Source organism: Pseudonocardia lacus (assembly GCF_018531445.1).
GTDB classification, from domain to species: Bacteria; Actinomycetota; Actinomycetes; order Mycobacteriales; family Pseudonocardiaceae; genus Pseudonocardia; species Pseudonocardia lacus.
Genome location: NZ_JAHDTH010000089.1, coordinates 1 through 19292, shown reverse-complemented (window position 1 = coordinate 19292; position 19292 = coordinate 1). Strand labels below are relative to the sequence as shown.

Annotated in this window: 17 protein-coding genes and 1 pseudogene; 7 read left to right on the top strand and 11 right to left on the bottom strand. The window is 75.4% G+C overall.

Annotated elements, in window-relative coordinates; translation table 11 throughout:
* Positions 1-174 precede the first annotated feature (174 nt).
* From KIK08_RS19515 to KIK08_RS19505, 3 genes are all read left to right on the top strand, one after another.
* Positions 175-2232 (top strand): SpoIIE family protein phosphatase, encoded by a 2058-nt coding sequence (locus KIK08_RS19515; protein WP_214404630.1) that lies wholly within the window; start codon positions 175-177, stop codon positions 2230-2232.
* Positions 2229-3770 carry a GDSL-type esterase/lipase family protein gene (locus KIK08_RS19510; protein ID WP_214404629.1) on the top strand — a complete coding sequence of 514 codons (1542 nt, stop codon included), beginning with the start codon at positions 2229-2231 and terminating at the stop codon, positions 3768-3770. The genes KIK08_RS19515 and KIK08_RS19510 overlap by 4 nt, the downstream gene beginning before the upstream one ends.
* A 105-nt stretch (positions 3771-3875) precedes the next feature.
* Positions 3876-4931 carry a DNA polymerase IV gene (locus KIK08_RS19505; protein ID WP_214404640.1) on the top strand — a complete coding sequence of 352 codons (1056 nt, stop codon included), beginning with the start codon at positions 3876-3878 and terminating at the stop codon, positions 4929-4931.
* Between the two features lie 3 nt (positions 4932-4934).
* Here KIK08_RS19505 and KIK08_RS19500 read toward each other — a convergent pair whose 3' ends face one another.
* The 5 genes from KIK08_RS19500 to ald form a co-directional block, all read right to left on the bottom strand.
* Positions 4935-5990, bottom strand: coding sequence for a diacylglycerol/lipid kinase family protein (locus KIK08_RS19500; protein ID WP_214404628.1), 1056 nt, complete (start codon positions 5988-5990; stop codon positions 4935-4937).
* 55 nt (positions 5991-6045) lie between these two features.
* Positions 6046-6300, bottom strand: coding sequence for a hypothetical protein (locus KIK08_RS19495; protein WP_214404642.1), 255 nt, complete (start codon positions 6298-6300; stop codon positions 6046-6048).
* Positions 6301-6305: 5 nt separating this feature from the next.
* A complete protein-coding gene (locus KIK08_RS41800) occupies positions 6306-6632 on the bottom strand; it encodes a DUF6247 family protein (protein WP_308257742.1) in 327 nt (108 codons plus the stop codon).
* An 83-nt stretch (positions 6633-6715) separates the two neighbouring features.
* Complete coding sequence (locus tag KIK08_RS19485) at positions 6716-7744, bottom strand: DUF397 domain-containing protein (protein WP_214404626.1); 1029 nt, start codon at positions 7742-7744, stop codon at positions 6716-6718.
* Positions 7745-7926: 182 nt separating this feature from the next.
* Positions 7927-9051 (bottom strand): alanine dehydrogenase, encoded by a 1125-nt coding sequence (gene ald, locus KIK08_RS19480; protein ID WP_214404625.1) that lies wholly within the window; start codon positions 9049-9051, stop codon positions 7927-7929.
* A 67-nt stretch (positions 9052-9118) separates the two neighbouring features.
* Between ald and KIK08_RS19475 the strand changes: the two genes are divergently transcribed.
* The 3 genes from KIK08_RS19475 to KIK08_RS19465 are packed head-to-tail and all read left to right on the top strand — an operon-like array spanning position 9119 to position 11399.
* On the top strand, positions 9119-9628 hold the full coding sequence (locus KIK08_RS19475; protein WP_214404624.1) for an Lrp/AsnC family transcriptional regulator: 510 nt from the start codon (positions 9119-9121) through the stop codon (positions 9626-9628).
* Positions 9629-9684: 56 nt separating this feature from the next.
* The gene (locus KIK08_RS19470) at positions 9685-10590 is read left to right on the top strand and encodes an NAD(P)H-binding protein (protein WP_214404623.1); all 906 of its coding nucleotides are present in this window, start codon (positions 9685-9687) and stop codon (positions 10588-10590) included.
* The gene (locus KIK08_RS19465) at positions 10587-11399 is read left to right on the top strand and encodes a CPBP family intramembrane glutamic endopeptidase (protein ID WP_214404622.1); all 813 of its coding nucleotides are present in this window, start codon (positions 10587-10589) and stop codon (positions 11397-11399) included. The genes KIK08_RS19470 and KIK08_RS19465 overlap by 4 nt, the downstream gene beginning before the upstream one ends.
* On the opposite strand, the gene KIK08_RS19460 is transcribed toward KIK08_RS19465, so the two are convergent.
* The 4 genes from KIK08_RS19460 to KIK08_RS19445 all read right to left on the bottom strand — a co-directional run bounded on the left by KIK08_RS19460 (position 11312) and on the right by KIK08_RS19445 (position 16440).
* Positions 11312-12553: a cysteine desulfurase-like protein gene (locus KIK08_RS19460; RefSeq protein ID WP_214404621.1), complete on the bottom strand. Its 1242-nt coding sequence runs from the start codon at positions 12551-12553 to the stop codon at positions 11312-11314. The two genes, KIK08_RS19465 and KIK08_RS19460, sit on opposite strands and share 88 nt — an antisense overlap.
* An 85-nt stretch (positions 12554-12638) precedes the next feature.
* Complete coding sequence (locus KIK08_RS19455) at positions 12639-14495, bottom strand: hypothetical protein (protein ID WP_214404620.1); 1857 nt, start codon at positions 14493-14495, stop codon at positions 12639-12641.
* A gap of 319 nt (positions 14496-14814) precedes the next feature.
* Entirely contained in the window at positions 14815-15435 is a 621-nt protein-coding gene (locus KIK08_RS19450; protein ID WP_214404619.1) for an L-threonylcarbamoyladenylate synthase, read from the bottom strand.
* 87 nt (positions 15436-15522) lie between these two features.
* Entirely contained in the window at positions 15523-16440 is a 918-nt protein-coding gene (locus tag KIK08_RS19445) for an SMP-30/gluconolactonase/LRE family protein (RefSeq protein WP_308257741.1), read from the bottom strand.
* A gap of 47 nt (positions 16441-16487) precedes the next feature.
* On the opposite strand from KIK08_RS19445, the pseudogene KIK08_RS19440 reads away from it, so the two are divergent.
* Positions 16488-17234: pseudogene (locus tag KIK08_RS19440) on the top strand (neutral zinc metallopeptidase); the annotation flags it as partial.
* A 27-nt stretch (positions 17235-17261) separates the two neighbouring features.
* Here the strand turns inward: KIK08_RS19440 and KIK08_RS19435 are convergent.
* Both KIK08_RS19435 and KIK08_RS19430 read right to left on the bottom strand, forming a co-directional pair.
* On the bottom strand, positions 17262-17813 hold the full coding sequence (locus tag KIK08_RS19435) for a GNAT family N-acetyltransferase (protein ID WP_214404618.1): 552 nt from the start codon (positions 17811-17813) through the stop codon (positions 17262-17264).
* Positions 17814-17847: 34 nt separating this feature from the next.
* A complete protein-coding gene (locus KIK08_RS19430; protein ID WP_214404638.1) occupies positions 17848-19194 on the bottom strand; it encodes an AI-2E family transporter in 1347 nt (448 codons plus the stop codon).
* Between the last annotated feature and the right edge of the window lie 98 nt (positions 19195-19292).

Here is a 19292-nt window from a genome sequence, read left to right as displayed (position 1 = left end):
ACCGGACGGAGGTCGCGCGGCACTTGCGCCACCCGCACCCGGCGCATCCACCGACGGCAAACAGTAGTCGATGGGGTGCTCGGCGCTCCCCGGGCGCGGGCGCGGAGCCCCGCCGCCGCGCCCACCGCAGGTGGCGGGCGAGCACGCACCGGCCGCACTTGGCAGACTGCACCCGTGCCCGTTCAGCTCGAGCGGCGGATCCGCCTGCCGCCTGACGCCCGTTCCGCCGGGCGGGCGCGACGGATGGTGCAGGGCGCGCTCGAGGAGCTCGACCCCGACCGCGAGGCCGACCTGGCCGACACCACGATCCTGCTGGCCAGCGAGCTCTGCGAGAACGCCGTGCTGCACGCGGGCACCGAGTTCGAGGTGACGGTCACCATCACCGAGGACGAGGTCACGGTGGCCGTGGCCGACCGCGGCGCCGGCCCGCTGGAGCTGCACCTGGCCCAGCCCCGCCAGCGCTACGGCCGCGCGGCCACCCACGGCCGCGGGCTCACCCTCGTCCAGCGGCTGTCCACCGCCTGGGGAACCCGCCACGACAACGACGGGCGCCACGCGGTCTGGTTCAGCATGGCCCGGCGCCCGCGGGTCGATCGCGCCGTCCCGCTGGAGCCGGTCGCCGACACCGACCGCGTGTTCGCCGCCGCCGAGCAGGCCCGCTGGCTGCTGCACGTGCCGCCCGGCTTGGCCGACCGGCTCGAACCGCTGGAGCTGGTCGGCGAGCTGTCCCGCAGGCTGCGCGAGCTGCTGGGCGCCGACCTCGTCTCGGTCGAGGTCGACGAGGCCGACGGCACCGGCCCCGCGGAGCTCGTCCGCGACGGCGACGAACGCCCCGGGCGCGCGGGCGCCCCGGCGTCGCCGGCGATGGAGGTGCGCCTGCCGATGACCGCGCCGCTGCGCGGCACGCTGCGGGTGCTCGCCTCCGACATCGGCGACGAGCGCACGCGCGACCTCGTCGAGCTCACCGCCAACCGGGTGGCGATGGCCGTCGAGGCGCGCTGGCTGCGCGCCGTCGACCAGCGCCGCCGGGCCTGGATGACCTACCTCGCCGAGACCAGCGAGCTGCTGGGCCAGTCGCTGGACGTCGAGCTGGCGGTCGCCGTCGTTCCGCAGGTCGTGGTGCCCCGGCTGGGCCGGTGGTGCGCCGTGCACCTGGTCGACCCCACCCACCAGCTGCGCCTGGCCGCGCTCACCCACGCCGACGAGGACCAGCTGCCCGAGCTGCGCGCGGTGCTCGACCCCGCCGCCAGCCCGGGGCTGCCCCGGGAGCTGGCCCAGCGGCTGGCCGGGCTGGTCCGCGACGGCTCGGCCCCGGTGCGCTTCGCGGCGCCCACCGACGGCATCGCGCTCGCCCTGCGCGCCCGCGGGACCACCATCGGCACCCTGATCGTCGGCCGCCCGCCGGACCGCCCGCACACGCCGGAGGACATCATGATGGCCGGCGACGTCGCCCGCCGGGCGGCGCTGTCGATCCACAACGCGCAGAGCACCGCCGCGCACGTCGACGTCTCGCAGGCGCTGCAGCAGGCCCTGCTGCCCCGGGCGCTGCCGGTGGTCCCGGGGGTGGAGTTCGCCGCCGAGTACCTCTCGGCCAGCTCCGGCAGCGACGTCGGGGGCGACTTCTACGACGTGCTCACCGTCGACCCGACGCACTGGCACGTGGCCATCGGCGACGTCTGCGGCAAGGGCGCGCGGGCCGCGGCCCGCACCGGGCTGGTCCGCGACGTGCTGCGGGTCCTGGTCCGCGACGGGCGGGCGCTGCCGCGCGCGGTCGAGTTGCTCAACGACGTCATGATGGAAGCCGAGGACCCCCTGCAGTTCTGCACGCTGGCCGCGGCGATGGTCAGCCGGTCGCGGCCGGGCACCGCGGGCCTGGACGTCGAGCTCCTGCTCGCCGGGCACGTGCAGCCCGTCCTGGTCCGCGCCGACGGCACCGCGTCGCTGGTGGGCCGGTTCGGCACGGCCGTCGGGCTGGTCCCCCGCATGCGGCTGGAGTGCACGACCCACCACCTCGACCGCGGCGACGTCTTCCTGGCCTACACCGACGGGGTCACCGAACGGCGCCGGGGCCGCGAGCAGTTCGGCCCCGACCGGCTGCTGGAGGTCGCGGCCAAGGCCGCGGGCCGGTCGGCGAAGCAGGTGGTGGCCGCGGTGCGCGAGGCGGTGGAGCGCTTCTCCGCCGAGCCGCTCGACGACGACGTCGCCCTGCTGGCGATCCGGGCAGCGCGGTGACCGGCGGGCACCCCGCCCAGCACAGCGACGACGCCGCCTCCCCCGCCACCGGCACCACAACGGACGCCGCCGCGCCGACGCTGCGGTCCAGGGCGTGGCCGACCATCGCCCTCACGCTGTTCTGCCTGCTCGCCGGCATCCCCACGACGATCGCGCTGACCCCGGCCCAGCCCGTCGAGGCGTTCGGCCAGCACCTGACCGTGGGCGCGCGGCCCCCGCAGCCGGCGCTGTCCGGGGCCGCCCGGCTGGTCCAGGTCGGCAACACCGAACTGGACGTCGACCGGCTCACCGTCTGGGGCCCGCTGCGCCCGCAGCTGACCATGGGCCCGGTGCAGCGCAGCGAGGCCGCCGCCGCCGTGTTCGACGCCGAGCGCGCGCCGCAGGCCGGCCGGGAGGCGGTGGAGTCGGTCGTCACCGGCTTCCTGGACTGGTACCTGCTGGCCGGCGCGGGCCTGCTGGTGTTCACGCTGGCCGCGGCGGCCGGCGCCACCGCGCTGCGCACCCTGCTGGTGCTGCGCCGGCAGAGCCGCACGACCGGCGCCCACGCGCCGCTGCACGACATCTGGTCCTACTGCGTGCGGGCCGCGCGCCGGATGACGCTGGTGGCGCTGGTCGCGGCGGTGCTGGCGTGGCTGGGGTCGGGGGCGCTGGCCTACGCGGGGTCGGTGCGGGGGCTGAGCAACGTCAGCTCGCTGTCGCAGCTGGTCGGGGCCAACCACCTGTCCCCCGCTCCCGTCGGGCCACCGGTCACCGGATTCGACGGGGCGGTCATCGGCGACTCGCGGGTCGTGCGGCTGGGCGGGCCGCCGCTGCCCGACGCGCCCCCGGACGCCGCGGCCTGCGAGCGCAGCACCGACTCCCTCGCGGTGGAGATCGGCAACCTGAGCGGCACCCGGGTGCTCAACCTGGCCTGCCCGGACGCCACCGTGACCAGCGGCCTGCGCGGGCCCCAGCAGCGCCGCGACCGCGTGCTGCCGCCCCAGGTCGGCCTGCTCAAGCAGGTGCGCGACCTGGACTTCGTGGTGGTCGCGATCGGCCCCAACGACCTGGGCTGGAGCGACTTCCTGCAGTACTGCTACGGCGTGCCGGACTGCTCCGACCAGCTCACCCAGGGCGAGTTCGACTACCGGCTGGCCGCCTTCGACCGGGTGTACGGCGATCTGCTGGTCGACCTCAACGGCCTCCCGGACGGGCCGCAGGTGATCATCATGACCTCGTACGGCGCGTTCGAGCCCGACACCGACGCCGACTGCCCCGACATCCACCGCGACGGCTACCCGGGCCTCGACCCCACCAAGATCGAGCTGCTGACGGCGCGGAACGACCGGTTGAACGAGGTCCTGCGCACCGGCGCCGAGAAGTACGGGTTCACCGTGGTCGACCCGCCGCTGCGGCTGCTGTGCGGCCACCGCTCCGACGGGCTCGGGCCCGACATCCAGGGCCTGGCCGACCCGGCGCCGTTCCACCCCACCGGGATCGGCGAGCTGCGCATGGCCTCGGCCGTCGTCCGCCAGATCGGCCCGCAGCCGGGGGGCTGACCAGGTGCCGCAGCGACCGGAGCGGGGCACACTGGGCCGGTGAGCGCCCCCGCCGACGCGGTGCCCGACGGAGCGGCGCCGGACGACGCAGGACCGGACTCCGCGGTGCCGGACGCAGCGCCCGACGACGCCCCGCCCTACTGGGTGCTGCACGTCGACCTCGACCAGTTCCTGGCCGCGGTCGAGGTGCTGCGCCGCCCGGAGCTGGCCGGGCGGCCCGTCGTGGTCGGCGGCGCGGGCGACCCGACCCGCCGCGGCGTGGTCGCCGCGGCCTCGTACCCGGCCCGCGAGCTCGGCATCCGGGCCGGCACCCCGCTGCGGACCGCGGCGAAGCGCTGCCCGGAGGCCGTCTTCCTGCCCGCCGACAACCCGCACTACGAGGAGGTCTCCGAGCGCGTCATGGCGGTCCTGCGGGACACGCCCGGCGCGGTCGTCGAGGTGATGGGCTGGGACGAGGCGTTCGTCGGGGTCCGCAGCGCCGACCCGGAGGCCACCGCCCGCGGCATCCAGGCCGCCGTGCTGGCGGCGACCGGCCTGCACTGCACGGTGGGCATCGGCGACAACCTGCTCCGGGCCAAGATCGCCACCGGGTTCGGCAAGCCGGCCGGCGTGCACCGGCTCACCGCCGACACCTGGGACGACGTCATGGGCGAGCGCCCCACCCGCGCACTGTGGGGCATCGGCGCCAAGACCGCGGCGGCGCTGGCCGAGCGCGGCCTGCGCACGGTCCGCGAGCTGGGCGCCGCCGACCCCGAGGCGCTCGCCGCCGAGCTGGGCCCCATGCTCGGGCCCTGGTACGTCCAGCTGGGCCGGGGCATCGGGCGCCGCGAGGTCAGCGGCACGCCCTGGGTGCGCCGCTCCCGCAGCCGGGAGACCACGTTCCAGACCGACCTCGACGACTGGGACCGCATCCGCGCCGAGACCGCGGCGCTGGCCCGCCGCGTCGCCGACGACATGGCCGCCGACGGCCGTCCCGCGCTGCGGGTGGCGGTCAAGGTGCGGTTCGCACCGTTCATCACCCGCAGCCGCAGCAAGACCCTGCCCGGCCCGACCACCGACGCCGCCGCGTTCGAGGAAGCGGCCCTGGAGGTGCTCGACCGCTTCCGGCGCGGCCGGGCGGTGCGGCTGCTGGGGGTGCGGGCGGAGTACGTGAAGCCGTAGCGCTCAGCCGGGGTCGGGCGTATCCGACGGCGGCGGCACCGGCACCCGCACCACCAGGTTCCCCGGCTCGACCCGGATGTCGAGCTTGCGGACGTCGCCGATCGGGTCGCCGTCGAGCTGCGAGGGCTGCGGGCTCTCGGCCTCGACGAGGATGGACCGGGCCTGCCAGTGCTCGACCCTGGCGTGCCCGCGCCGCCGGCGGGTGATCACCCTCCCGGCCACCGCGATCCAGCCCGGGATGCCCTTGGGGGCCAGGTTGACGATGTCGAGCTCGCCGTCGTCGATGTGCGCCTCCGGCATCAGCACCAGCCCGCCCAGCAGCGTCCCGCTGTTGCCCACCACGACCGTGCGGGTCTGCCGGTCCAGCGCGGGCCCGTCGTCGAAGCTGAGCCGCACCCGGGTGCGCCGCCCGCGCATCGCGCGCAGCCCGGAGATCACGTACGCCAGCGGCCCGACCCGGCCCTTGAGCGCCTCCGGCGTGTTCTGCATGATCGCCGCGTCGAAGCCCATCCCGGCCATGACCAGGAAGACGCGGTCGTGGTCCTCGTCGTCGACCCGGATGCGCCCGACGTCGATCTTGCGGTCGTTGCCGCTCAACGCGACCCGGGTGGCCGCGGCGATGCCGTTGAGCGGGGTGCCGATGGTGCGGGCGAGCAGGTTGCCGGTGCCCGCCGGGAGCAGGCCCATCGGGGTGCCGGTGCCCGCCAGCACCTCCGCGACGGTGCGCACCGTGCCGTCGCCGCCGCAGGCGAGCACCACGTCGACCCCCTGGCGCAGCGCCTCCTCGGTCTGCCCGGTGCCCGGGTCGTCGACCGTCGTCTCCAGCCACAGCGGCTCCCGCCAGCCCAGGTCGACGCAGACCAGCGTCACCTCGGCCCGCGTGCCGGGCGCCACCTTGGTCGGGTTGGCGATGACGGCGGCGCGCTGCCGGTCGTCGCCGGTCCCGGCCGCCTCCGCCGGCACCGCCACCGGCCGCCGGGTCAACGCCACCACGAGCGCCACCGCGGCCAGCAGCACGGCCAGCACGACCAGCGCGATGAGCACCCATTCCGGAACCACGGCGGCACCCTAGATCACAGCGCGCTCCGACACCGGGCGGACCGCCCGGGCGCGCCTACCCGAGCCAGTACACACCGACCACATCCACCCGACGGTCGTGCTCCAGGACCAGGTAAACCACCATCCCGAGGTCGTCGCGCCCGAAGCTGAAGCGCCGCATCGGTGAGGACGGCTTAGCCCGGTTGTAAGGCGCACCGCTCCACGGGGCGATCTCCAGGACCGCGAGCACTTCCGCGTACGCGAGGAGTGCCTCGCGCGGCAACTCGGCGAGTTGGTCGCGCGCATCCTCGTAGGTCTCTATCTCGTACATTGTCGCTACCGGCCGAGACGCTCCTGGATCAGCGCGTCGATCTCGGCCCGGGGCACCGTGGGGATCGCCTCGCCGGCCAGAACGCGGCGCGCGGCCTGCAGCATCCGGCGGTGCGCCGTCGGATCCGCGCGGGTCAGCAGGGCGATGCTGTGCCAGTCGTCGAGCACCTGGTAGACCTCATCGAGATCGAGCGTCTCGGCGGCGCGTGACAGCGCACCCCGCCATGCGGAGTCGAACTCCCCGACTTCCTCCGGCAGCAACGCCGCCCGGATCTCTCGCGCGGTGCGCCCCGGTGGCGGCGTGGGGGCACCCTGGTGTGTAGCAGCGGTCACGCGGTGACGGTATCGCCGTACCCCGACAGTCCCAAGCCCGCCAACCCGCGGCCGGACGCCTCGACGCCCGAACCGTGACCCGGTCACCGAGGCCCGTACCGACCGGCCCGCGTGGCGGCGACGAAGGCGTCCCACACCGCCGGGGCCAGCCGGTGGGCGGGACGGGTGCGGTCCTTGGTGTCGCGGACGGCGACCGTGCCGTCGGCCAGGAACGCGACCTCGACGCAGCCGTTGCCGCTGTCGGGACTGAAGCTGCTCGTGAACCAGTGGGCGGTGGCCAGGTCCATCCCGCGCCTCCCGTTCAGGTCCGTGCGGCGAGCTGCCTGATCAGGGCGAGGGAACAGGGCCTCCGACCGCAGCCTGTCGAACCGCAGTCTAGCCGCCCGTACCTCGGGTTCCTTCTCGACGAGCGTCGATCCGAGCGAGTGCTCGACGTAGGCCAGGTCGGGTTCGTCGAGCCCGTCGAACCGCAGGATCGTGAACGGGGAAGCCAGCGCCGCGTGGCCGGTGAGCGTCGAGGGCAGCACCTGGACCGTCACGGCGTCCAGTTCCGCCGCCGCCACCAGGTGGTGCAGCTGGGCCCGATGGATCCGGGGACCACCGACGGCGCGGTGCAGGGCGTTCTCGTCGATCACCGCGACGAGCTCCAGCGGGTGGTCGGCGGAGGTCAACCGCTGCTGGCGGATCGTCCGGACCGCTACGGCGCCGGCGAGCTGGGCACGGGTGCGGCGCAGCGCGCCGAACTTGAGCAGCGCCCGGGCGTACTCCGCCGTCTGCAACAGTCCCGGGACGTAGGCCAGGGTGAAGTCGAAGACCGCGCTGGCCTCGTTCTCGAAGCCCACGTAGCTGTCGTCGCCGAGCCCGTACGCCCGCCACCACCCCTTCTGGCGCGCCTCCCGGGTGAGGTCGAGGATGTCCTCCCACTCGTCGCAGCCGACCTGGTACAGGTCGAGCATGCTCTTCACGCCGTGCACGTCGACGGCCTGCTGAGCGGTCTCGATGCGGCTCAGCTTGCTCGCCGACCACTCCAGCCGCGGCGCCGCCGCTTCGAGGGTGAGCCCGGCCCGCTCCCGCAGCAGCCGCAGCAGCCGGGCGAGCTGACGGCGCCTCACCACAGATCCGTTCCCCACGCCACCGCCCGCTCTCCGCGTCCGACCCGTGACGCACTGTGGCACGCGCATCACCGGAGGTGGGATTTGCACCTTGCGGTGGCGGGCGGGGAACCGCCCGACGTGGACGAGCGGGACCGCCGTCGCCGTCAGGGCGGCGGCGGTCCCGCTCTGGGAGAGAGGGCTCAGGCGGTGTACGGAGTGTGCGGGAGGCCGAGCGCCTGCGACACCTCCGTACTGGTGAGAGTGCCGCGGTGGACCGAGAGGCCGGCGGCGAGCGCCGGGTCGGCGGCGAGGGCGGCCTGCCAGCCGTGCGCGGCGATCCGCTGCACGTAGGGCAGGGTGACGTTGGTCAGTGCCAGCGTCGAGGTGTGCGGGACCGCGCCCGGCATGTTGGCCACGCAGTAGAAGACCGAGTCGTGCACGGTGTAGGTCGGCTCGGCGTGGGTGGTGGGGCGCGAATCCTCGAAGCAGCCGCCCTGGTCGATCGCGACGTCGACGAGCACGGAGCCGGGCTTCATGCGGCGCACCAGGTCGTTGCCGACCAGGCGGGGGGCCCGGGCGCCCGGCACGAGCACCGCGCCGATCACCAGGTCGGCACCCAGGCAGGCCTGCTCGACCTCGTGGGCGTTGGACACCACGGTCCGCACGCGGCCGGCGTAGCGCTCGTCGAGCCTGCGCAGCTTGGCCAGGTCGAGGTCCAGGACGGTGACCTCGGCACCGAGGCCGACGGCCATCGCGACGGCGTTCTGCCCGGCCACGCCGGCACCCAGCACCACGACGCTCGCCGGGCGGACGCCGGGGACGCCGCCGAGCAGCACGCCGCGCCCACCCGCGGCCTTCAGCAGCGCGGTCGCGCCGGCCTGCGGGGCGAGCCGGCCGGCGACCTCGCTCATCGGGGCCAGCAGCGGCAGCGAGCCGTCGGGCAGCCGGACGGTCTCGTAGGCGACGGCGGTGGTGCCCGAGGCCAGCAGCGCCTCTGTGCACGGGCGGGAGGCGGCCAGGTGCAGGTAGGTGAACAGGACCTGGCCCGCGCGCAGCCGGTGGTACTCCGCCGCGATCGGCTCCTTGACCTTCACCAGCAGCTCGGCGCGCGCCCACACCTCGTCGGCGGCCTCGCCGTCGTGGGCACCGGTGACGACCGTGGCGCCGGCCTCCTTGTAGTCGGCGTCGGCGAACGAGCTGCCGACGCCGGCGCCCTGCTCGACGAGGACCTGGTGGCCGGCGCGGACCAGCTCGTGGGCCCCCGCCGGGGTGATGCCGACCCGGTACTCGTGGTTCTTGACCTCGCGGGGGACACCGATGCGCATGATCTCAGGGTGAAGAACCGCTTCTCCGAGGGCAAGCGAACCGAAGATCATTCGATAACCTGCCGGGATGCCTCTGCCATCTGCGGGAGCCGCCGCCGCACGGCCGCTCGGACCGAAGGATGTTCGCCCGCTCGACGAGGTCGACCGCGCCATCCTCGCGGCGCTGGCCGCCGACGCCCGGGTGTCCAACAAGGACCTCGCCGAGCGGGTCGGCGTCGCCCAGTCCACCTGCCTGGCCCGGGTGCGCGCGCTCGTGCGGGACCGCGTGATCCGCGGCTTCCACGCCGACGTCGACCCGCGCGCGCTCGGCCACGACCTGCAGGCGATGATCGCGGTACGGCTGCAGCCCGACGCCCGCGGCGCGATCAACGACTCGATCGCCGCGCTGAGCAGGCGCCCCGAGGTGCTGGAGGTCTACTTCGTGGCCGGGGCCAACGACTTCCTCGTGCACGTGGCCACGCCCAGCACCGACGAGCTGCGCCGGTTCGTCGGCGACGTGCTCAACCGCGACCCCGCCGTCGCCGGCACCGAGACCAACCTCATCTTCGAGCACATCCGCGCCCGCGGGCGCCTGTGACCCGGTCCCGCGCGCTCCAGCGCGCGGGACGGCGCCGGACAGGAGAGGGTTGGCCCATGCGCGTTCTGCTGACCGGAGCATCGGGGTTCGTCGGGGGGAAGCTCGGTCCGGCGCTGGAGAAGGCCGGCCACGAGGTGCGGGCCATGACCCGCCGGCCGCGGAGCTACACCGGGGCCGGCACGCCGGTGCCCGGCGACGTCCACGACGCCGACTCGTTGCGCGAGGCGCTCTCCGGCTGCGAGGCGGCCTACTACCTGGTGCACTCGCTGGACGAGGCGTCCTTCGTCGAGCGCGACGCCGACGCGGCGCGCAACTTCGCGGCCGCGGCCGCGGACGCGGACGTGTCCCGGATCGTCTACCTGGGCGGGCTGGGCGACGACCGCGACGACCTGTCCGAGCACCTGCGCAGCCGCCGCGAGGTGGAGCGCCTGCTCGGGGGGACCGGGGTGCCGGTCACGGCGCTGCGGGCCGGGATCGTGATCGGGCACGGCGGCATCTCCTGGGAGCTGACCCGCCAGCTGGTCGAGCACCTGCCGGCCATGGTCACCCCGCGCTGGGTGCACACCCGCACCCAGCCGATCGCCGTCGCCGACGTGGTGCGCTACCTCGTCGGCGTGCTCGACGAGCCGGCGACCGCCGGGCGGGCCTTCGACGTCGGCGGCCCGGAGGTGCTGGAGTACCGGGAGATGCTGCGCCGGGTCGCCGACATCCAGGGCCGTCGGCCGCTGATCGTGCCGGTGCCGCTGCTGACCCCGGGGCTGTCCTCCCGCTGGCTCTCGCTGGTCACCAGCGTCGACCGGCAGACCGGGCGGTCGCTGATCGAGTCGATGACCAACGAGGTCGTGGTCCGCGACGACAGCATCCGCCGGCTCGTGCCCTTCGAACCGATGGACTACGACAGCGCCGTGCTGGCCGCGCTCGCCGAACGCGCCCGGGAGAAGCGGGCTGGCCGCACCCGATGAGGCTCGTCCGACCCGGCCTGCGCGACCGCGTCGTCGCCGCGCTCCCCCGCTGGATCGCCGAGCAGGTCCCGCGCGACCACCAGGAGTCCGACGCGGCGTTCCGCAAGCGCCGCAAGGTCGTCGCGGCGACCGCGCTCACCGGGGCCGGGCTGCTCGGCGCCGGCCTGTCGACCCGGCCCGACTCCCCCCAGTTCTACGGCCTGACCGGGGCCACCGCCGCCACCTGGGTGGTCGGCGGGCTGGCCTCGGGCAAGCTGCACCTGGGCCACCAGGCCCGCCGCGACGCGACCCTGGCGCGCCCGGTCGTCGTGCCGGTGCTGGTGGGGGCGGGTGCGTTCGCGGCCTTCTACGCCGCCGCGCTCGTCGCGCGGCGCATCCCCGTGCTGGACCGGGCCATCGGCTCGGTGCTGCAGTACGCCTTCCAGGGCTCCGACCGGCTGGTCCTGCTGACCACGCTGGCCAACGGGGCGGCCGAGGAGGTGTTCTTCCGCGGCGCGCTCTACGCGGCGGTCGGGCGCCGCAACCCGGTGGCCGTCTCCACCGGGGTCTACGTGCTGGCCACGACGGCCACCCGCAACCCCGCGCTCGTGCTGGCCTCGGCGGCCATGGGGGCGCTGTTCGGGCTGCAGCGGTGGGCGTCGGGCGGCATCCAGGCCCCGATCCTCACCCACCTGACGTGGTCGGTGCTGATGCTGCGGTTCCTGCCGCCGCTGTTCCGCCGTCAGCGCGTCGCCGCGGCGGCCGGCACCGAGTCCACGAACGCGGCCAGCCCGTCGAGCAGCCGGTCGACGTCGCCGTCGTCGATGTAGGGCGCCAGCCCGACGCGCACCGCCCCGGTGTCGCCCAGGCCCAGCCACCGCGACGCCTCCAGCGCGTAGAACGACCCCGCCGGGGCGTTGATCCCGCGCTCGGCCAGGAACCGGTAGACCTCCGGCGACGCCGCGCCCGCGACCTCCAGCAGCAGCGTGGGGGTGCGCCGCGCGGCGCGCGAGTACACGGTGACGGCGGGCAGCGCCGCCAGGGCGGCCTCGATGCGCTCGCGCAGCCGGTCCTCGTGCGCCGCGACCGCCGTCATCGAGGTGACCAGCCGCGCGCGGCGCTCCCCCGCCCCGCCGGCGATCCCGGCCAGGAAGTCGACCGCCGCGGTCGTGCCCGCCAGCAGCTCGTAGGGCAGCGTGCCCAGTTCGAAGCGCTCGGGCACCGCGTCGGTGGAGGGGGCCAGCTTGTCCGGGTGCAGGGTCTCCAGCAGCGCCGGCGCCGCGGCCACCACCCCGCAGTGCGGGCCGAGGAACTTGTAGGGCGAGCAGGCGAAGAAGTCCGCGCCCAGCGCGGCCACGTCCACCGGGAAGTGCGCGGTCTCGTGCACGCCGTCGACGTAGCTGAGCGCGCCGACCTCGCGGGCCAGGTCGGTGACCGTGCGCACGGCCGGGCGGGTGCCCACCAGGTTCGACGCCGCGGTCACCGCGACGAGGCGGGTCCGCCGCGACAGCACCTCGGCCAGCCCGTCGAGGTCGAGCTCGGCGGTCGCCGGGTCGAAGTCGACCCAGCGCACGGCCGCCCCGACCCGCCGCGCCGCCTGGACCCAGGGCCGGATGTTGGCGTCGTGGTCGAGCCGGGTGACGACGACCTCGTCGCCGGGTCCCCACCCGGCGGCCAGGGTGCGGGCCATGTCGTAGGTCAGCTGGGTCATGCTGCGCCCGAACACGATGCCCGCCGGGTCGGCGCCCAGCAGGTCGGCCATGGCGGCCCTGGCCCCGAGCACGATGTCGTCGGCGCGCCGCTCGGCCGCGCTGACCCGCCCCCGGTTGGCCAGCGGCGAGGTCATCGTCGAGGCCACCGCCTCGGCCACCGGCGCCGGGGTCTGCGACCCGCCCGGCCCGTCGAAGTGCGCGTAGCCCGCGCGCAGGGACGGGAAGTGCGCACGCAGCGCCGGGACGTCGATCGAGGTGGCGGGGTCGCTCATGCCGCCAGCCTCGCACGCCGCGCCCGGCACGTGTCCACACACGCGGTGGTGAGGGATGTGCGTGGTGAGTGCCCGACCGGGCAGCTCACCACTCGCCGTACTCGGACCGCTCGTCGGGTGAGCGGTGCCGGCCCTGGCGCAGGCCGCGCTGGTAGGTGCTGAGGCGGTCGCGGACGCGGTCGGGCACGCGCTCGGCCGGCCCGCTGACCGGCGCCGGGCGCCGCGACAGCGGCGGCGGGACGAGCTGGTTGCCCGGGCGCCTGCGGGGCAGGCCGGTGGAGGTGAGCGACTCGGCGACCGGCTCGCTGACCGCCCGCTCGGAGGCGGCCCGCCACTCGGCGTCGTTGGGCGTCTCCCACTCCAGCGAGCCGCGCCCGCCCTCGTTCTCCTCGTCGTCGCGGAACCACACCGACGCGATGGCCTCGAAGATCGGCGTGGCGAAGCGGTCGTCCATCGGCTCGATGGGCAGGTCCAGGAGCGGGCCGAACAGCTCGTCGACCCCGGAGGAGCGGGAGGGCTGGTAGGCCGGCAGCGAGGGGCCGGTCAGCGAGGAGGAACCGTAGGACGAGTCCCCGCTGCCGGAGCCGTTGGCAGAGCCGTTGCCCGGGTAGCCGTTGCCGTTGCCCGGGTAGCCGTTGCCGCCGTAGCCGTTGCCCGAGCCGTTGCCCGAGCCGGTGCCGCCGTAGCCGTTGCCGCCGTAGCCGTTGCCCGAGCCGTTGCCGGAGCCGTTGCCGCCGTATCCGTTCCCCGGGTAGCCCGGACCGCCGTAGCCGCTGTCGTTGTAGCCGCTCGAGTAGCCGCTGTCGGTGTAGCCGGCCGGGCCGGCCGCCGGGAAGCCGCCGGTGTTCGACGCGGCGGGGAAGCCGCCGGTGTTCGACGCCGCCGGGAAGCCGCCGGTGCGCGAGGGCGGCAGGGGGTCGCTCAGCGGGTCGTAGCCGCGGTAGCTGCCGCTGCCGTAGCCGTCCGAGTAGGCCGCCGCGCGGCCCGGGCCGGTCGCCTCGCCGGGTGCCTGCCCCCCGCCGTAGAAGCCGCCGCTGTGCTCACCCGGGTAGCCGTTGGTGCCCTGGGGGTCGAAGCCGTTGCGGCCGATCGGGTGCGAGCCGGTGCTGTAGGCCGGGTTGAAGCCGTTGCCCCGCACCGGCTGGTTCGCCCCGGTGCCGCTGACCCGGTTGCGGAAGCGGTCGCCGCTGGCCGAGGCCGAGGGCCAGACCGGCTCGTCGACGCTGACCGCGGTGGGCGGGCAGTGCACGCTGAGCACCAGCCCCGAGCCCGACGACGGCGGACCGCCCGCCGGTCGGCGCAGCTCCACGCCGTGGCGCGAGCGGGCGGCGAGCCGGTCGGCGAGGTTGTGGGTGGCGCGGCCGTCGGGACTGTCGCCGTCGTTGCGGACGGCGCCGTCCACCGCGATGTCGACGGTGATGCCGCCCCGGTTCTCCACCCGGCTGGCCAGGTCGACGCGGGCGTCGGGGTAGGCGAGCGTGACGTGGTCGATGGCCGCGCTGACGACGTGCACGAACTCGACCGAGGCCTCCGGGGCCACCGAGGCGGCCGGGGCCGAGCGCACGGCGACGCGGCTGGGCTCCTCGGCGCCGGAGACGGCGTCGGTGACGGCGTCGTTCAGCCGGCGCGAGGAGACCGGTCGCAGGCCCGACTCGTCGCCGCTGAGCAGCTGCAGGATCTCGGTGTCGCGGCGCATCCGGCGGGCGAGCTCGAGCAGCTCGGGCACCGCGGACGGCTCGGAGTGCAGGTGCTGGTCGAGCAGCCACTGCTGGCGGTCCAGGCGGCCCTGCAGGCGCCGGGCCATCCACGCGGTCGCCTCGTCGCCCGCCGACGCCGACGGGTGCGCCGGGCGGCTCTCGTCCCAACGATCGGCCTGCGTCGTCGCGCCCAGGCGCCCGACGTTCACCGAGTCGCTGCCGGACGCGAACATCCTGTCGGCCACCAGTCGGTCCTCTCGAACTAGTCGATGCGGTCCCGCCGCCCTCCCACGGGGAGCGTGGAGGTGACGGCGAGTCCCCTGACGAGCAACTCTGACCGCATGTCCCGGCTGGTCACGCTACCTCCCGCCCGACTCCTTCTCGTCGGACGGACCGCAGCTGCGCTCAGGGCGCGCCGCTGTGCGGCGGGCGGCCAGGAGCGTACGACCAGCGCTGGACCGGAACGCACGCTAGCGGATCACCCGCCGGTCGCCGAAGCCGAGCGGTCGGCCCGTCGCCGGGCGGTGTTCCCCGCACGCCGACTCGCCGCCGCCCGTCGCGGGGCTACTCGAAAGGAGCAGTGTCACCGGCCCCCCGGCGCACGATCTCCGGCTCGTCCCCGGAGAAGTCGATCACCGTGGTGGGCTCGGTGCCGCAGTCCCCGGAGTCGATGACGGCGTCCACGAGCCCGTCGAGCCGCTCCTTGATCTCCCAGCCGGCGGTCATCGGCTCCTCCTGGTCGGGCAGCAGCAGCGTGCTCGACAGCAGCGGCTCCCCCAGCTCGGCCAGCAGCGCCTGGGCCACGCGGTGGTCGGGGATGCGCACGCCCACGGTCCGCTTGCGCGGGTGCAGCAGCCGGCGCGGCACCTCCCGCGAGGCGGGCAGGATGAACGTGTAGCGCCCCGGCGTGGCCGCCTTGACCGCGCGGAACACCGCGTTGCCGATGTGCACGAACTGCCCGAGCTGGGCGAAGTCGCGGCAGACCAGGGTGAAGTGGTGCTTCTCGTCGAGGTCGCGGATCTTGCGGATGCGCTCCAGGCCGGACCGGTCGCCGATCTGGCAGCCCAGCGCGAAGCACGAGTCGGTGGGGTAGGCGATCAGGCCGCCGGACCGGACCATGTCGACCACCTGCGTGATCGCCCGGCGCTGCGGATCCTCGGGGTGGACGTCGAAGTACCGTGCCATGTGCGCAGCGTAGGTGCCGGAGGTCACTCCGGCGGAGATATCCACCGCGCGCCCCGACAAACGCGCCGGCCCGGTATCAGCCGGCGGTCATCCGCCCGGCCGCGCGGCCACGTCGGCCCGCCTGCCCCCGACCCGCACTGGTGCGACCAGGACGGCGCCGTCGTCGCCCCCGGGCTGCCGCAGGCCCTGGGCCGCCGAGGTGACCAGGAGCGTGTAGGGCGGCTCCGCGCTCAGGCAGACGCTGGTCGGCTGGGCGGCCGGCAGCGGCAGGCTCTCCAGCAGGGCGCCGTCCGCGGCGTAGCGGTCGACGCGCCCGCCGCCGTGCACCGCCGACCACAGGCAGCCCTCGGCGTCCACGGCCATGCCGTCGGGGCTGCCCCCCTCGACCCGCGCGAACTCCTCCAGCGGGCCGAGCTCGCCGGTCGCCGGGTCGACCCGCGCCCGGCGGATGACCCCGGCGGTGCTCTCGGCCAGGTACATGAGCGTGCCGTCGGCGCTGAACGCCGGGCCGTTGGGGATGGTCAGCCCGTCCAGCACGCGGTGCACCGAGCCGTCGGGATCGACGCGGTAGAGCGAACCGGCGCCGGCCGCGGCGTCGGCCGACTGGGCGGTGGCCATGGAGCCGGCCCAGAACCGACCGGCCGGGTCGGCCACCCCGTCGTTCATCCGCATGGACACCCGGTTGCCGTCCTCGGGGCGGTCGACCCACTCGACGGCGCCGTCGGCGTGCAGCACCGCGATGCCGGTGCCGGCGGCGGCCAGCCAGCCGGCTCCCCCGGCCAGCGGGGCCACCGCGCCGAGGGGCACGTCGAGCTCGACCAGCACCTGCCGCGGCTCGGTGACCAGCAGCCGGCCGGTCGGGATGTCGACCATCACCACCCGGTCGCCGTCCGGGCCGGCGACCAGGCGCGAACCCTCGCCCAGGGCGAACCGCTCCCCCGCCAGCGCCGTCCAGCCCCCGACCAGCACCGAGCCCTCGTCCGCACCCTCGTCAGCACCGCCCACGCCCCCAGCCTTCCAGCCGGGCCCGACGCCGGCACCGGCGGGCGGGGTCCTCAGCGGATGCCGGGGGCGGCGCGCCGTGCGATCCTGCGGACGTGGTCGGACCGCGGTTCGCAGGCCAGCTGATCGCCCTGATCGCCGCCGTGGTCGTCGCCGCGATGCCGGTGGCCGGCTGCACGGTCACCTTCGAGACGGCCGACGGGATGGGCACCGGGTCCGCGTCGGGCTCGTCGGCCGAACCCGGGTCGGAGACCCGCCAGCAGGACGAGCGGTACGCCGTCGAGGTGGTCGGCGCCTTCTGGCAGCGCCACTTCGGCGAGCTGAGCCGGCGCCCCTACGTGCCGCCGCAGATCGCCGGTGGCTACATCGGCGAGAACGGCCCGGCGTGCGGCGGCACCCCGTCGCCGCCGGGCAACGCGTTCTACTGCCCCGCGGGCGACTTCCTGGCCTGGGACGAGCAGCTGATGGACGCCGGCTACCAGCAGATCGGCGACGCCTGGGTCTACGTCGTCATCGCCCACGAGTGGGGCCACGCCGTCCAGGCCCGGCTGCGCGGCTCGCAGGTGTCGGTGGCCGCCGAGCTGCAGGCCGACTGCCTGGCCGGGGCCACCCTGCAGGGCGCCGTGGACGACGGGCTGGTCCGGCTGGAGCCGGGCGACACCGAGGAGCTGACCGGCGCGCTGGTCGCCGTCGCCGACGAGTTCCCGTGGGCCGATCCGAGCAGCCACGGCGACGCGCGCCAGCGCACGCAGGCGTTCTCCGCCGGGGCCTCCGGCGGGCTGCAGGCATGCGTGTGACGGGCCGCGTGTGACGGGCCCGCGGTCTCAGGCCGGGTCGGCGGGCCTGGCGGCGAGGTCGGACGGGCGCACGCGGAAGACGTTGAGCCGCAGCCCGTAGTACTTCTCCGTCTCGCCGACCCAGGTCATCCCGACCCGGCGCGCCGCCGCCTCCGCGCGCCGGTTGGCCGGGCGGACCAGCGCGAAGACCTCGTCCACGTCGTTGGCGAACGCCCGCTCCAGCACCCCGCGCCCGGCCTCGGTGGCGTAGCCGTTGCCCCAGTGCTCCGGGGCGATCTGCCAGCCGATCTCCACGTCCTGCTCGTCGACCGGCAGCAGGTGCAGGCTCACCCCGCCGACGACCTGCCCGGTGTCGGCCACCGTGATCGCCCAGTGGCCGATGCCGTCCTCGCTCGCGGCGGTGTCGGCGATCCACCCGCGCAGCGTGCGGCGCATCTCGTCCTCGTCGGTGATCTCGTCGACGGCCGGGCTGAGCCAGCGGGCGACCTCCGCGCGACCGTAGACCGCCAGCGCGGCGGGCGCGTCCTGTTCGGTCCAGTCCCGCACGACCAGCCGGGGGGTGCGCACGACGACGTTCACCCGGCCAGGTCTACCCGTTACCCGCCGCGGGCGGCTATCCCCCGGATGAGGAGGGTGACGAAGCAGACGCGGCGGACTCGTCGCCCTTGTCCCCCGCGGCGCGGTCCCGCGCGGCGACCCGGTCCTCGTCGGCCCGGTCCTCGTCGGCCCGGTCGTTCTTCCCGCCCCGGTCGTTCTTCCCGCCCCGGTCGTCGCGGTCGTCCCGGTCGTCCCGGTCGTCCTCGTCGTCGGAGCCCAGCTGCTCGTGCCGGTCGATGCCCGGCTCGTCCGGACCGCTCTCCTCCGGCTCGCTGGTGTGCACCTGGCCGGGGTCGACGTGCTCGTCGGCGGGGCTGCGCAGCGAGCGGATGCCCGAGTTGAGCACCGCCAGCAGCGGCACGGCCAGCAGCGCCCCGGCGATCCCGGCGACCAGCAGACCGACCGCGATCGCCAGCACGACGGCCAGCGGGTGCAGCTTGACGGCCCGTCCGAGCAGCAGGGGCTGCAGCACGTGCCCCTCGAGCTGCATGACCGCGACGATGATCGCCAGCACGATCAGCGCCTGGATCGGCCCCTGCGCGACCAGCGCGATCAGCACCGCGACGCTGCCGGCCACCACCGCGCCGATGATCGGGATGAAGGCGCCGAGGAAGACCAGCGCGGCCAGCGGCACGGCCAGCGGGATGTTCATCACGCCCAGCCCGATGCCGATGGCCACCGCGTCGACGACCGCCACCACCGCGGTGGCCCGCACGTAGCTGACCAGCGCGGCCAGCCCGCGCCGGCCGGCCACGTCGATCCGGTTGCGCACGCTGCTGGGCACCGCGCCGAGCAGGAACCGCCAGATGTCCGAGCCGCCGTGCAGGAAGAAGATGAGCGTGAAGATGACCAGCAGCGCCTCGGTCGCGGTCTGGCCGATCGTGGTGGCGGTGGTCAGCGCGCTGGCGGTGATCGAGGCCTGGTTGGCGTCGATCGTGTCCAGGATCTGCGCCTGGAAGTCGCTGAGCTGGTCGTTGCTCAGGTGCAGCGGGCCGGTGGTCAGCCAGGTGATGACCGAGTTGATCGAGGTGTTGAGCTGGGCGCCCAGGTCGGGCACGCCACGCACGAACGTGACGATGACGAAGGTGAGCACCCCGCCCAGCAGGGCGAGCCCGCCGATCAGCACGAGCGCGGTGGCGAGCCCGCGGGGCACGCCGCGCGACTGGAACGCGCTCACCGCGGGCGCCAGCAGCGCCGACAGCAGCAGCGCGATCGCCACCGGAACCACCACGGCGGCGAGGTAGGACACCACGTACCCGACCACGAGCAGCGCGGCCACCACCACCAGCAGGCGCCACCCGATGGCCGCGCTGACGCGCAGGCCCTGCGGCACCAGCACCTTGACGTCGTCGGCGCGGCTCAGGTCCGCGCCGGGGACGGGCGGCGGGGCCGCGGTGCGGCGGACCCCCGCTACCCCCTGCGCGGGCGCGCGCACGGCGACCGGGGCGGGGCGCGCCGCCG

Bases quoted from the DNA above. Each gene is read 5' to 3' on its own strand.
- KIK08_RS19495 (WP_214404642.1), bottom strand. From the start codon at position 6,300: ATGTACGAGATAGAGACCTACGAGGATGCGCGCGACCAACTCGCCGAG.
- ald (WP_214404625.1), bottom strand. From the start codon at position 9,051: ATGCGCATCGGTGTCCCCCGCGAGGTCAAGAACCACGAGTACCGGGTC.
- KIK08_RS19475 (WP_214404624.1), top strand. From the start codon at position 9,119: ATGCCTCTGCCATCTGCGGGAGCCGCCGCCGCACGGCCGCTCGGACCG.
- KIK08_RS19470 (WP_214404623.1), top strand. From the start codon at position 9,685: ATGCGCGTTCTGCTGACCGGAGCATCGGGGTTCGTCGGGGGGAAGCTC.
- KIK08_RS19465 (WP_214404622.1), top strand. From the start codon at position 10,587: ATGAGGCTCGTCCGACCCGGCCTGCGCGACCGCGTCGTCGCCGCGCTC.
- KIK08_RS19460 (WP_214404621.1), bottom strand. From the start codon at position 12,553: ATGAGCGACCCCGCCACCTCGATCGACGTCCCGGCGCTGCGTGCGCAC.
- KIK08_RS19450 (WP_214404619.1), bottom strand. From the start codon at position 15,435: ATGGCACGGTACTTCGACGTCCACCCCGAGGATCCGCAGCGCCGGGCG.